A 13,586-nucleotide genomic window follows, 5' to 3' on the forward strand; every position below is an offset into this window, starting at 1 on the left:
GCTGGCCGCCCTCCTCGTGGCCGGCTGCGCCGACCCCGGGGGTGAGGCACCCGTCTGGCAGCCCGGCGCGGGAGGCGGTGGCACCGGCGCGCCGGTCTCCACTGCCGGCCCGAAGGCCACCGGGCAGGCGTCCTCCGGTTCGGGTGGCGCGATCTCGCTCTCCGCCACCGGCGACATCATCATGGGCAACGCACCCAGTCGGCTACCCGCCGCCGGCGGCAAGGGCTTCTTCGACTCGGTCACCGAGGCGCTCAAGGCCGACCTGGTGATGGGCAACCTGGAAGAGCCGCTGACAGTCGACACCGGCACCGGCAAGTGCGGGGCCAACTCCACCCGCTGCTTCCAGTTCCGCGCCCCGCCGGAGTACGCCGGGCACCTGCGCGACGCTGGCTTCGACGTCCTCAACCAGGCCAACAACCACGGCTACGACTACGGGCCGAAGGGCTACGAGAACACCCAGAAGGCACTGCAGAAGTACGACCTGGAGCACACCGGCGCACCGAACGAGATCACCGTGGTCGACGTCAAGGGCGTCAAGGTCGCTGTCGCCGGCTTCTCGTCGTACGTCTGGTCCAACAGCCTCGTCGACATCGCCAAGGCGAAGAAGGTGGTTGCCAAGGCCGCCACCATGGCCGACCTGGTCGTGGTGCAGGTGCACATGGGCGGCGAGGGTGCCGACAAGACCCGGGTGAAGCCGGGCACCGAGATGTTCCTGGGTGAGAACCGGGGCGACCCGGTGAAGTTCTCGCACGCCATGATCGACGCTGGCGCCGACCTGATCATCGGGCACGGCCCGCACGTGCTGCGCGGGATGGAGTTCTATCAGGGCCGGCTGATCGCGTACAGCCTTGGCAACTTCGCCGGCGGCGGCAACTCGCTGAGCAACGCCGGACGCCTCGGCTGGGGCGGGGTGCTGAAGGTGTCGCTCAAGCCGGACGGCAGCTGGGCGGGCGGTTCGTTCACCTCCACGTACATGAACTCCGCTGGCAAGCCGACGATGGACCCGGACGACCGCGGCCTGGGTCTGGTCACCGAGCTGAGCCGCGCCGATTTCCCGAAGGCTGGCGCTCGCCTCGACGGGCAGGGGAAGATCTCGCCGCCGACCGCCGGCTGACCCGAGGAGGACCGTCCGGGGTGCGACGTAGGCTGACCGTCGTGACCAGTAGCCCTCCCGGTGCCAGCGAGACCGCCCTCGGGCGCAAACGCCGTGCCCGCAAGATCGGCCGGGTGCTGGCCGAGACGCACCCCGACGCGCATTGTGAGCTGGACCACTCCAACGCTCTGGAGCTGGCCGTCGCCACGATCCTGTCCGCGCAGTGCACGGACAAGAAAGTCAACGAGGTCACCCCGAAGCTCTTCGCCCGCTACCCGAGCGCTGCCGCGTACGCCGGCGCCGACCGGGGCGAGATGGAGGAGCTGATCCGGCCCACCGGCTTCTACCGCAACAAGACCGACTCGCTGCTGAAGCTCGGTCAGGCCCTCCTCGACCGGTACGACGGCACGGTCCCGGGCCGGCTCGTCGACCTGGTGACGCTCCCCGGAATCGGCCGCAAGACCGCCAACGTGATCCTCGGCAACGCCTTCGACGTCCCGGGCATCACCGTCGACACGCACTTCCAGCGGCTGGTTCACCGGTGGGGCCTGACCACCGAGACCGACCCGGTCAAGATCGAGCACGCGATCGGCGCGCTGTACGACAAGCGCGACTGGACCATGCTCTCGCACCGGATCATCTTCCACGGACGACGGGTCTGCCACGCCCGCAAGCCGGCCTGTGGCGCGTGCACCCTCGCGAAGCTCTGCCCCTCGTACGGCACCGGCCCGACCGAGCCGGCACCCGCCGCCAAGCTGCTCAAGGGCCCCCGGGCACGCGACCTCGCGGTTGCCGCCGGTGTCGACCCGGAGTTGGTGCCCGCCCAGGCGGTCGCCGCGGAGGTGCCGTGAACCGCCGCCTCGCCCTCGCCGTCCTGCCACTGCTGCTGGCCGTCACCGGGTGCACCAGCGGCACCGCCGACGACGAGCCGGCCCCCCGTCCGGTCGCAGCTGAGCGACCGTCCCCGTTCCGGGACTGCGCCACGCTGAGCACCGCGCCCACCGCCGCGACGCCCGGCTCCACCACCCCGACCCCGGCGACTCCCGGCTCCGGCACGACTGAGCCGGCGTCCCCGGGCACGACCGCGCCCGCCGCTGGCGGGCAGGCGCTGCCGGAGCTGACCCTCTCCTGCTTCACCGGCGGTGCCCCGGTCGAGTTGCGGGAGGTGGCCGGGCCGGCGGTGATCAACGTGTGGGCTTCCTGGTGCCCGCCGTGCCGCAAGGAGCTGCCCGCTTTCCAACGCCTCAGCGAGCGGGCCGCCGGTCAGCTCCAGGTGGTCGGGGTCAACAGCCGGGACAGCCGCAGCGGCGCCCAGTCCATCGGTGAGGACTTCGGCGTCCGGTTCCCGATGCTGACAGACCAGGGTGAGGCGGTGCAGCGCGAGCTGAAGCGCAACGCCATTCCGCTGACCCTCTTCGTCGCCGCTGACGGTCAGGTCCGGCACATCGACGTCAGCGGTGCTCTCGACGATGCCAAGCTCACCAAACTGGTCCGCCAGCACCTTGGCCTGGCGGTGCCGGCGTGACCCGTCGGCCACCCGAATGGATCGAGCCGTTACTGACCCGGCTCGGCACCGCCCGCGTCGAGGACTTCACCCGGCTGACCACCCCCGCCGAGGGCGGTCGGGAGAGCGCCGTGCTGGTGCTGCTCGGCGAGCAGCCCGGCGTCGGTCCCGACGTGCTGGTCCTGCAACGCGCCGCCACCCTGCGCAACCACGCCGGTCAGCCCGCCTTTCCCGGCGGTGCGGCCGACCCGGAGGACGCCGACGTCCGCGCCACCGCCCTGCGCGAGGCGAACGAGGAGGTGGGCCTCGACCCGACGAGCGTGACCGTGCTGGCCGAGCTGCCGAAACTCTGGATCCCGGTCAGCGACTTCGTGGTCACACCGGTGCTCGCCTGGTGGCACGACCCGCACCCGGTGCACCCCCGGGAGCCGGCCGAGGTGGCACACGTCGCCCGCCTGCCGGTGAGCGAGCTGGTCGACCCGGCCAACCGACTGCGGGTCCGCCACCCGAGCGGCTGGATCGGGCCGGCGTTCTCGGCGCGCGGGATGCTCGTCTGGGGCTTCACCGCCGGGGTGCTCGCCACCCTGCTCGAGATGGGCGGATGGGCCCGGCCATGGTCGCCGGGCCGGGTGGTGGAACTTCCGCCGACCGGGGCGACACCGGCACCCTCCGCCGGCACCGACGAGGCCGACGAGAACGCCCTGCGCTGACCGCACGGTCACCATCCGCAAGCGATGGTCATCCGGGAGGCACACTGCCCGTACGCTTGACCCGTGTCCGTCGTGGATCTCGTCCTGCTGCTGCTCATGCTCGTGTTCGCGATCAGCGGATACCGCCAGGGTTTCGTCATCGGCGTCACGTCGTTGTCCGGCTTCTTCCTGGGTCTGCTGCTGGGTCTCCAGCTCGGGCCGCTGTTCGCCAGACAGTTCGTGGACGCCGGCACCCGCGTGCTGATCTCGCTCGTGGCCATCTTCGGGCTGGCGGTGGTCGGGCAGGCCCTCGCCGGTTGGCTCGGCTCCCACCTGCGCAAGACGATCACCAGCGACGTGGGCAAACGGATCGACGACGTGGGTGGGGCGTTCGTCTCGCTGTTCGCGGTGCTCCTCCTCGCCTGGCTGGTCGCCGTGCCGCTCGGCTCGTCGTCGGTGCCCTGGCTCGCCGCCTCGGTCCGCAACAGCGCGTTGATCACGGTGGTCAACCAGGTCCTACCGGAGCAGGCCCACCAGTTGTCCACGGCGTTGGAGGACACCGTCGACACCGACGGGTTCCCGGACGTCTTCGGTGACCTCGCGCCCACCCGGGCCCGGCAGGTCGACCCGCCGGACCCGGCACTGGCCGGCTCCCAGGTGGTGGTCAGCGGTCAGCAGTCGGTCGTCAAGGTGCTCGGCTCCGCGCCCAGCTGCTCACGCCGGATCGAGGGTTCCGGCTTCGTCTACGCGGACGACCGGGTGATGACCAACGCGCACGTGGTGGCCGGCACCCGCTCGGTCGCCGTCGAGTTGGGCGGCGAGCGGTACGACGGCAAGGTGGTCGTCTACGACCCGAACCGCGACCTGGCGGTGCTGCTCGTGCCCGGGTTGCCCGGACCGTCCCTGCGGTTCGCCGCCGGCAACGCGGGCAGCGGCTCCGACGCCATCGTGCTCGGCTTTCCGCTGGACGGCCCCTACAACGCGCAGTCGGCCCGAATCCGGGACGTCGACCGGATCAAGGGCCCGGACATCTACTCGTCCAGCGACGTGACCCGGGAGATCTACACGATTCGGGCGCTGGTCCGAAGCGGCAACTCGGGCGGCCCACTGCTCTCCGCCAACGGCCTGGTGCTCGGCGTGATCTTCGCGGCGGCGTCCGACGACCCGAACACCGGCTTCGCCGTGACGGCGGCCGAGGCCCGCCCGGTGGCGTTGGCCGGAGCCGAACGCAACCGGCAGGTCGGCACCGGCGAGTGCACCTGAGCGTCGCCCCGGGTCAGCTCATCCCGTGGGCCGGCAGGACGCGACGCCCGACGGTGTGTGCCCGCCAACTGGTGAAGGCGGCGGTGGTGGCCGCGACCACCGCGACCCCGAGCAGCCAACCGCCCACCACGTCGCTGGTGAAGTGCACGCCGAGCGCCACCCTGCTCAACCCGGTCACCACTGTGAGCAGCACCGCCGCGACCCAGAGCGCCGCCCGTGCCGCCCCCCGTCGGGCGTACGGGAGGAGCACCAGCAGCAGCACCCCGGCGGCCAGGGTGGCGTTCAGCGCGTGCCCGGAGGGGAACGAGTAACCGGCGGCCCGGGCCACCGGGTCCAGCAGCTCCGGCCGGTCCCGGCCGACCAGCAGCTTGAGCAGCGGGCCGAGCAACCCACCGACGACCATCGTGGTGGCCGCCCAGAGGGCCAGGCGGCGGGCACCCCGACGCAGCAGCCAGACCACCAGGAGCAGGACGACGGCGCGCAGCGGCATCGGTGCGAAGACCTCGGTCCAGACCCGCATCAGCACGACCCAGGCCGAGTGGTCCTGGGCGTGGTCGTGCAGCGCGTCGGTGACCGTCGTGTCCAACCGGCGCAGTGGCGCCCAGGCGCCGAGCACCAGCAGTGTGAGCAGCGCGAACGGCACCAGCACCAGGAACGCCGCCGTCGCGGCGAGAGTGAGCCGCAGCCCCAGCGCGTGGTCCCTGTCGAATCGGCGGTGCCGCCACGACGGCTGGCCGGTAGGGGCGAGCGTGGGCGGCCGATGCGTACTCATGGACCCGTTCTACCCGACCGGGCCACCGGTCAGGCCTGTCGGTCGGCCGCGATCAATGGGTCCGCTGGCGAAGCCGGCGGACCATCAGCGCCGCACCGCCGACCAGAGCGACCAGGAGCACGACGGTGGTCGCCAGTTGCTCCGGCGCGGACGTGTCCTGACCGCCCGCCGCCCGAGCCGTCCAACGGCTCTGCTGACCGGAAGCGGCGAGACCCAGTGGATCGCTACCGGCACCGGCCACCGGATCGTCGTCGACCGAGCCCGGCGCCGGACCGAAACCGGTCACCCCCGGCGACGTCTGATCGTCCAGCGGGTTGGCGGTCACCGGCGGCACCTGAGCGGTCAACGCGGCCACCGGGTCGACCACCCCGTACCCGAAGCGGTCGTCCCGCCCGGTCGGGCCCAGATCCCGGGCGGTGGCCAACAACCGGTTGACCACCTCGCCGGCGGGCATCTGCGGATAACGGGACCGGACCAGCGCGGCGGTCGCGGCCACCAGCGGCGCGGCGAAGCTGGTGCCCTGCACCCGCCAGTACCCGCCGGGGGGCTTGGCGCCGACCAGACCGCTGGCGGGGGCGGTGAGCACCGTCGCCTGACCGGTGATCGACCCGGACCACAGGTTGTCGCTGCTGCGTTCGAGACCGGCCACCGCGATCACACCCGGCTCCCGCGCCGGATACCAGACCTTGGTGCTGCTGGAGGTGGCCAGGTTGCCGGTGCAGGCGACCACGACCACGTCCCGGACGAACGCGTAGTCCAGGGCGGCGGCCAGGGCCGGGCTGTCGCCGCTGCCGCCCAACGACAGGTTGATCACGCGGGCGCCGTTGTCGACCGCCCAGCGAACCCCCTGGGCGACGATCAGCGCGTCGTCGTAACGGTTCTCCTCGTCCAGCACCCTCACCGGCAGGATGCGGGCGTCCGGTGCCAGGCCGACCACACCATGCTTGTCGTCGTTGCGCCCGGCGATCAGGCCGGCCACCGTCGTGCCGTGACCCACCGGATCCGGGCCCGGCGCGCCGCCGGGGCCGACCAGGTCCTTGCCGGGCAGCACCTGGCCGACCAGGTCGGGGTGCGTGCCGTCCACTCCGGAGTCGACCACCGCCACGGTCACGCCCCGGCCGGTCGAGCTGCGCCACGCCGTTTCGGCCTGCAACTCGTCGAGCTGCCACTGCTCGTCGCGGACCTGATCGGTGCGGGAGACGGCATCACCGGGGGCGAACGCCATCGGCGCGCCGGCGAGCTGTCCGCCATTCGTGGGCGCGGCGACCGGCACAGCTGCCACTGTCGGTGCCACGACGGCGAGCGCCGCGGCCACGCCGAGCAGCACTCGGCTGGTCGTTCGTCGGGCCGCTGACGGACCGCTGTACCGCACCCCAGTCACATCCCCAGCCATTCATCCCGACGGAACCATGACGATCGGAGATTACCGGTTTCCCCACCCGTCACGGGAAGAACCGGCGAGTCAGGTCATGGCGGCGGCAGCTGCGCCAGCTGAACGAGGCGTACGCCCTCCCGGCGGGTGACCAGTCGACCACGCCCCGGCGGCAGCGGTCCGGGCCGCACCGGCCCGACGAGTGCGCCCTCCTCAGGGCTGCCCGCCATCACCAGGCCGGCGGTGGACAGCTCCCGCAGGCGCTGCACGATCGGCTCGTACTGGGCGCGGCCCGCCCCACCGGAGCGGCGGGCCAGCACCAGGTGCAGCCCGATGTCCCGGGCGTGCGGCAGGTGCTCCTCCAGTGCCCGCAACGGGTTCGCCGGCCCTGCCGCCACCAGGTCGTAGTCGTCCACCAGCACGAACAGCTCCGGCCCGGACCACCAGGACCGGTCCCGTAGCTGTTGCGGGGTGACCTCCGGCCCAGGTGCCCGCCGCTCCAGGTAGCCGGCGGCCGACTCGACAAGGTCGGCGGTGTGCGCCGCGGCGGTGCCGTACCCGATCAGATGGGGCGTCTCGATCGCGCCGAGCAGGCTGCGCCGATAGTCGACGAGGATCACCCGGGCCTGCTCGGGAGTGAACCGGGTGATGATCGACGTGGCCAGCGCGCGCAGGAACGACGACTTGCCACACTCCGAGTCCCCGAAGACCACGAAGTGTGGCTCGGTGGCGAAGTCGAGCAGCACCGGGCGCAGGTCCGCCTCCGCGATCCCGATCGGCAGGCGCAGCCCGGTCGTCGCGGTGAGGTCCAGATCGGCGTACGGCAGCACCGGCGGGAGCAGCCGCACCCGGGGCGCCAGCGGCCCCGCCCATCCCTCGGCGGCCCTCTTGACCAGCTCGGCGGTGTCCCCACCGGCGGCACCGAGCTGAGGCAGCGCGGTGAGGAAGTGCAGGCCCTCCGCGGTCACCCCTCGGCCGGAGCGCTCCGGCACGTTCGCGGCGGCACGCCGGGCCACCAACGAGTCGGCCGGGTCACCGAGGCGCAGCTCCAGCCGGGAGCCGAACAGGTCCCGGATCGCCGGACGGAAATCCAGCCAGCGCAGCGCGGTGGCGACCACGTGCAGCCCGTACGACAGACCCCGGGTGGCCAGGTCGGTGACGAGTGGCTCCAGGTCGTCGTACTCGCCGCGGAGGGTGCTCCACCCGTCGATCACCAGGAACACGTCACCGTACGGGTCGGCACCCGGCTGACCGGCCGTCCCCGCTGCCGCTCGACGCTGCCGGTACGCGGCCATCGACTCCACGCCCAACTCCGCGAAGCGGCGTTCCCGATCGACCAGCAGGGTGGTCATCTCGCCGACGGTGCGTCGTACGGCGGTCGGGTCGGCGCGGCCGGTCACCCCGCCCACTTGCGGCAGGTCGCGCAGCGCGGCCAGCCCGCCGCCGCCGAAGTCGAGGCAGTAGACCTGCACCTCGGCGGGTGTGTGGGTGAGTGCCAGCGCGCAGATCAGTGTGCGCAGGGCGGTGGACTTGCCGCTCTGCGGCGCGCCGACCACCGCGACGTGCCCGGCGGCGCCGTCCAGCGCCAACCAGAGCAGGTCCCGGCGTTGCTCCAACGGTCTGTCCACGACCGCCATCGGCACTCCGAGTGCGCCGTGCAGCTCCGGGTTGCCCACGGTCAGCCCGCGCTTCGGGTGCACCTCGACCGGGCCGAGCAGCTCGTCCAGGGCCGGCGGCTGACCGAGCGGCGGAAGCCACACCTGGTGCGCCGGTGGGCCCTGCCCGACGAGCCGGTCCACCAGCAGGTCGAGCAGCGTCCTACTGCCCTCCTCCTCCTCCCGTGGTGCCGGCACGACCGGGGATGCCGGCTCGGGCACCGGTACGACGTGGGTGGTGAAGGTGAGCAGCCGTGCGCCCCTCTCGGCGGCGACGCCGCCCGGCGCGGCCCGACGACGGACGGCACCGGAGACGTACGCGGCCTTGAAGCGGGCCAGCGGGTCGGTGCCGGCGCGCAGGTAGCCGTGGCCCGGTGAGCGGGGCAGCGCGTGCGCGTCCGCCACGCCGAGCACCGTCCGGGACTCCAGCGCCGAGAAGGTGCGCAACCCGATCCGGTACGAGAGGTGGGTGTCCAACCCGCGGAGCCGTCCTTCCTCCAACCGCTGGCTGGCAAGCAGCAGGTGCACGCCGAGCGACCGCCCCAGCCGCCCGATCTGCACGAACAGGTCGATGAAGTCGGGCTTGGCGGAGAGCAGTTCCGAGAATTCGTCGCAGATCAGCAGCAGCGACGGCAGCGGGGCCAGTGGGCTGCCGGCCGCCCGGGCCCGCTCGTAGTCGCGCACGCTGGCGAAGTTGCCGGCGCGCCGCAGCAACTCCTGGCGGCGGACCAACTCCCCGTTGATCGCGTCCACCATCCGATCGACCAGGGGCAACGCGTCGGCCAGGTTGGTGATCACGGCCGCGGTGTGCGGCAGCCGGTCGAACGAGGTGAAGGTGGCGCCACCCTTGAAGTCGACGAGCACGAAGTTGAGCTGTTCGGAGCTGTGCGTGGCGGCGAGGCCCAGCACCAGCGTGCGGAGCAGTTCGGACTTGCCGGAGCCGGTCGCCCCGATGAGCAGGCCGTGCGGGCCCATGCCGTCCTGGGCGGACTCCTTGAGGTCCAGCTCGATGGCCCCGCCGTCCACGCCCACCCCGATCGGCACCCGCAACCGGTCTCGCGCCGAACGCGGCAACCAACCCTGTTCCGCGGTGAAGCTCTCCGGGTCACCGAGACCGAGCAGTTCGGGAAGGCCCAGGTCGGCCTGGAACGGGGCGTCCGGTCCACGGGCCGCGCCGGCGAGCCGCAGCGGCGCCAACCGCCGGGCGACCGCCTCGGCGTCGGCCAGGTCCAACTGGTCGGCGGTGCCCACCTCGGCGTGCCCGTCGGACGACCACGAGTGCAGCCGGCGGCCGTGCAACTCCAGTAGCAGGGCGTACCGGTCCAGCAGTCGGGGCGGCGGAGTGTCCAGGTCCAGCACGGTGACCGCGTCGATGCCACCGTCGCCGGTCAGCTCACTGGCGCCGGTCAGGTCGCCGCCGTCGAGGACCACCACCACGTGCGGGCCGTCGGTGGCCGGGCCGGCCGGACTGAACCGGGACCGGGTGGCCAGCACGTCGGCCAGCAGCGACTCCAACTCGGCGGCGGCGCTGGTGACCAGCCGTACCGGGCCGAGCGCGTCGGTGCGGCCAGGATGGTGGGCGTGCGGGAGCCACTTCACCCACTCCCAGCACGCGCGGCGCTCCGGCCCGGCGCAGACCGCGACGAGCAGTTCGTCGGGGGCGTGGAAGACCGCCAGCTGGGTCAGCACGGCCCGGACCAGCGCCTGCGCCGCCGGGTCGCCGGTGGGGGGCCCGCCGGTGGTCGGGGTGGTCGCCCGGGTGCGGCCGGCGGGTCGCACGTGCACCCGGGCGAAGCTGCGCAGCGACAGCGCCACCGGCAGGTCCGGCACCACGGAGTACGCGTCCAGGAAGCGGCGTAGCGCGCCAGCGGTCATGGGCTCAAGCTCCTCCAACGGCCGGGTGACCGGTGGAACGAGTGGAGTGGCCAGGGTCTGCGGCCCGACGCCGACCCGCACCACCGCGAAATCCGGGTCGGCGGGGCGCCGCTCCCAGACCCGGTGGCTGTCCACCGTCGACCAGAGTCGGCCCGGATCCGGGTGCCGGTAGTAGAGCCCGGCCCGTTGCTGGCCCGCAGTCCGCCGGACCCGCCGCCGCAGCGTGGCCAGGTGGCGCAGGTACTCCCTGCGGGCGGCCATCATCTCGGACTTCTTCGGGGTGCCGGAGGCGCTGCCCCAGGACGTCACCAGCATCGCCAACGAGGAGAGCCCGAACATTCCGCCCACCACGTACGAGTAGGCGCCGCCACCCCGGCCGAACATCATCGCCATCGCCACCGTGCCGCCGAGCATGGGCAGCAGCATGAGCATCTGTTGCCACCGTCCGCCGGTCACCACGGGGATCTCCGGCGGTGCCTCGACCGACAGCTCACCGGCGGGGATCTCCGGCGCTGGTCGGCGTGGTGGGCGCTTGATGACGACGGTGGACACTCGGCCTCCTGACAGCGCTGGGTAACCCGAGCCTGGCTCATGGTAGGTAAAGTCCTGTCGTCCGCGCAGCCTCCGATCCCCCTCGATATGGAGACCAGTCGATGACTACCGGGCTGGCACGCGTCACCATCAGCGCGTCGCAACGACGGGTGGACATCGCCCTGCCGGAGCAGGTGCCCCTGGCCGAGCTGCTGCCCGACGTGCTCCGGCACGCCGGTGTCGGGCTGGCCGACGACGGCGAGCAGCACGGCGGATGGGTGCTCCGCCGCACCGACGGGGCGTTGCTGGTGACGGCACAGGCGCTGTTGCCGCAGGGGGTCCGCGACGGTGAGGTGCTGCACCTCGTGCCGGCCCGCGCGCACTGGCCCGAGTTGGAGTACGACGACGTCATCGAGGCGATCGCCGACGGCGCTCGCCGCCGTGGTGGTGCCTGGTCGCCCACCGCCACCCGGGCGGCCGGTCTGTCCGGTGCCGCCGTACCGCTCGCGGTCGGCCTGCTCGCGCTGCTCGCCGGTGGCCCGACCCACCGGGCCGGTTGGCTGGCGGCCGTCGCGGTTGCCCTGCTGCTCACCGTGGCCGCCACGGTGGCCTCCCGGGCCAACGGCGACGGTGCCGCCGGTGCGACGCTCGGCGGCTACGCGCTGCCCTACGCGTTCACGGCAGGTGCCCTGGCGGTCGGCTCCGGCGACCCGGTCGGGCCGGTCGGGCCGGCCCGCTGGGTGGGCGCCGCCGAACTGCTGGCCGGCTCGGTCGCGCTGCTGCTGGTGGCGTTGATCGGTCTGCTCGGGGTGGCCAGCCGACTGCGGGTCTTCGTGGCCGGTGTCACGGTCGGCCTGATCGGTGCGGGGGCCGCGCTCGGTGCGCTGCTGATGACCACGGCCGGTACGGCGGCGGTGCTGCTCAGCGCGCTGATCTTCGCCGTCGGCGTGATTCCGCTGCTGGCCATCCGGCTGGGCAAGTTGCCGCTCCCGCCGATCACCCTGCCGGCCTCGACCCCCGCGGAGGAGCCGGAGCGGGCCCGGGACCTGCCGGACCGGGGCCGGGTGCACGCCGCGGTGATCCGCACCGAGGAGATGCTGACCGGGATGCTGATCGGCCACGCCGTGCTGGCGGCGGCCACAGCTGTCGTACTCGTGGTTGCCGGCGGCACGGCAGGGCGGGTGCTGGTGGCGGTCACCTCGGCTGTGCTGTTGCTGCGGTCGCGCCTGTTCGTGGCGCTGCGACACCGGGTGCCGATGGTGCTGGCCGGGCTGGCCGGCTACGCGGTGCTGGGTGCGGTGCTGGTCGGTCGGGCCGACCAGACCGGGCGGTTGGTACTGGTCCTCGGCGGGGCGGCGCTGGCCCTGGTGGCGGTCGCCAGCGGCACCGGGTACGCCCGCCGGCCGGTCTCGCCGTACGTCGGGAGGATCGCGGACCTCACCGACACGGCCCTGGTGGTGGCCGTGGTGCCGATCGCCTGCGCGGTGCTCGACCTGTACGACCGGGCCCGAGGGCTGCTCGGTTGAGCGACCCTCGGGCCCGGTGCGTCAGAGATCGTCAGTGGGCGGATTCGCCGCGCGCCTCGGCGTCCCTGGCTCGCTGGTAGGAGGCGTGGATCTCGGCCTCGGCCTCGGTACGGCCGACCCAGGTCGCGCCCTCCACCGACTTGCCGGGCTCCAGGTCCTTGTACACCTCGAAGAAGTGCTGGATCTCCAGGCGGTCGAACTCGCCCAGGTGGTGGATGTCGCGCAGGTGCTCCTGGCGGGGGTCCTCGTAGGGCACGCAGAGGACCTTGTCGTCCCCGCCCTTCTCGTCGGTCATCCGGAACATGCCGATGGTGCGGCAGCGGATCAGGCAGCCCGGGAAGGTCGGCTCGGGGACCAGCACGAGGGCGTCCAGCGGGTCGCCGTCCTCGCCCAGTGTGCCCTCGATGAACCCGTAGTCGGCCGGGTACTGGGTGGAGGTGAAGAGGGTGCGGTCCAACCGGATCCGGCCGGTCTTGTGGTCCACCTCGTACTTGTTCCGGTGACCTTTGGGGATCTCAACCGTCACGTCGAAATCCATCTGCACGCTCCCTCGTCTGCCCACGCTGGCTAACGGAACCACTGGCGGCCCCTCCGGACAGGTGAATGCCCACCCGCCGACTCCGGCCGCCGCATAGTCTTCGGACCGAAGTAGTGTCACCCAAGCCGATTTTCGCTGGGGGAGGAGGGGGCCGTGGGGAGGGAAGATTCACACTACAGCCCGGACGGGGGCTCCGCGCACGGTACCGGACGATCCGGTCCGGGCAGTGCCAAGGGGCGGGTCCCGGTGCCGGAGGCGCATCTCCCACGGGCTCCCGAACCAGCGGGCACGGCACCGGAGACGGTGTCCGAGCGGCCGCCGCCGCTGCCCTGGGGCTCGCCGGCCGGTTCCGCGTCGCCCACTCCGAACACCGGTCACTTCCCGGTAGTCGGCGGTGAGCGGCCGGTGAGCGGCCCGCCGCGCGGCAGTGCCCGGGTCCCGGTCAGCCCTGCGCCGGTCGACCCGTCGTTCGGTTCCGGGCCGGCCGTCCCCGGCCCCGGTGGGGTCCCCCCGTTGGGCCCACCGATCTCCGCGTTGCCGGCACCCGCCGGCGCCGCGCCCGCGCCCGCGCCCACGCCCGCGCCACGTCGCCGTGGGCGGCTGCCGCTGGTGCTGGCCGCCGTGCTCCTGCTGGTGCTCGCCGGCGTCGGAGTCGTGATCACCCGTCCCGGCCCGGTCGCCGGCTGGCTGGGCGACGACGCCGGAACCGGGTCGAACGCGGCCGGCGTGACCCCGGACCCCGCCCCGGCCGAGGTGCTGGCCGGCCCG

The 13,586-nt window shown here is 73.0% G+C and carries 10 protein-coding genes and 1 pseudogene; 7 read left to right on the top strand and 4 right to left on the bottom strand.

What is annotated here, in order from left to right; genetic code table 11:
* The first annotated feature begins 1 nt into the window (after position 1).
* The 5 genes from DLJ59_RS15900 (at position 2) to DLJ59_RS15920 (ending at position 4,549) form a co-directional block, all read left to right on the top strand.
* A complete protein-coding gene (locus DLJ59_RS15900; RefSeq protein WP_244236056.1) occupies positions 2-1,114 on the top strand; it encodes a CapA family protein in 1,113 nt (370 codons plus the stop codon).
* A 41-nt stretch (positions 1,115-1,155) separates the two neighbouring features.
* Entirely contained in the window at positions 1,156-1,944 is a 789-nt protein-coding gene (gene nth, locus DLJ59_RS15905) for an endonuclease III (RefSeq protein WP_425271427.1), read from the top strand.
* Positions 1,941-2,618 carry a TlpA family protein disulfide reductase gene (locus tag DLJ59_RS15910; protein WP_124773424.1) on the top strand — a complete coding sequence of 226 codons (678 nt, stop codon included), beginning with the start codon at positions 1,941-1,943 and terminating at the stop codon, positions 2,616-2,618. Before nth ends, DLJ59_RS15910 begins: the two co-directional genes overlap by 4 nt.
* Entirely contained in the window at positions 2,615-3,307 is a 693-nt protein-coding gene (locus tag DLJ59_RS15915; protein WP_124773425.1) for an NUDIX hydrolase, read from the top strand. The genes DLJ59_RS15910 and DLJ59_RS15915 overlap by 4 nt, the downstream gene beginning before the upstream one ends.
* 63 nt (positions 3,308-3,370) lie before the next feature.
* Positions 3,371-4,549, top strand: coding sequence for a MarP family serine protease (locus DLJ59_RS15920; RefSeq protein WP_124773426.1), 1,179 nt, complete (start codon positions 3,371-3,373; stop codon positions 4,547-4,549).
* 13 nt (positions 4,550-4,562) lie between these two features.
* Here the strand turns inward: DLJ59_RS15920 and DLJ59_RS15925 are convergent, their stop codons facing one another.
* From DLJ59_RS15925 to eccCa, 3 genes are all read right to left on the bottom strand, one after another.
* A complete protein-coding gene (locus DLJ59_RS15925) occupies positions 4,563-5,321 on the bottom strand; it encodes a phosphatase PAP2 family protein (protein ID WP_124773427.1) in 759 nt (252 codons plus the stop codon).
* Between the two features lie 52 nt (positions 5,322-5,373).
* A complete protein-coding gene (gene mycP / locus DLJ59_RS15930) occupies positions 5,374-6,714 on the bottom strand; it encodes a type VII secretion-associated serine protease mycosin (RefSeq protein WP_208648712.1) in 1,341 nt (446 codons plus the stop codon).
* 74 nt (positions 6,715-6,788) lie between these two features.
* On the bottom strand, positions 6,789-10,775 hold the full coding sequence (gene eccCa, locus DLJ59_RS15935; protein ID WP_124773428.1) for a type VII secretion protein EccCa: 3,987 nt from the start codon (positions 10,773-10,775) through the stop codon (positions 6,789-6,791).
* A gap of 101 nt (positions 10,776-10,876) precedes the next feature.
* Between eccCa and eccD the strand changes: the two genes are divergently transcribed.
* Positions 10,877-12,280 (top strand): type VII secretion integral membrane protein EccD, encoded by a 1,404-nt coding sequence (gene eccD, locus DLJ59_RS15940; RefSeq protein ID WP_124773429.1) that lies wholly within the window; start codon positions 10,877-10,879, stop codon positions 12,278-12,280.
* Positions 12,281-12,311: 31 nt separating this feature from the next.
* Here the strand turns inward: eccD and DLJ59_RS15945 are convergent, their stop codons facing one another.
* On the bottom strand, positions 12,312-12,818 hold the full coding sequence (locus DLJ59_RS15945; protein ID WP_109816465.1) for an inorganic diphosphatase: 507 nt from the start codon (positions 12,816-12,818) through the stop codon (positions 12,312-12,314).
* 303 nt (positions 12,819-13,121) lie between these two features.
* Here DLJ59_RS15945 and DLJ59_RS15950 point away from each other — a divergent pair.
* Positions 13,122-13,586 (top strand): annotated as a pseudogene (locus tag DLJ59_RS15950) (D-alanyl-D-alanine carboxypeptidase/D-alanyl-D-alanine endopeptidase); the annotation flags it as partial.

This window comes from Micromonospora inaquosa, assembly GCF_003857055.1.
Taxonomy (GTDB): Bacteria; Actinomycetota; Actinomycetes; order Mycobacteriales; family Micromonosporaceae; genus Micromonospora; species Micromonospora inaquosa.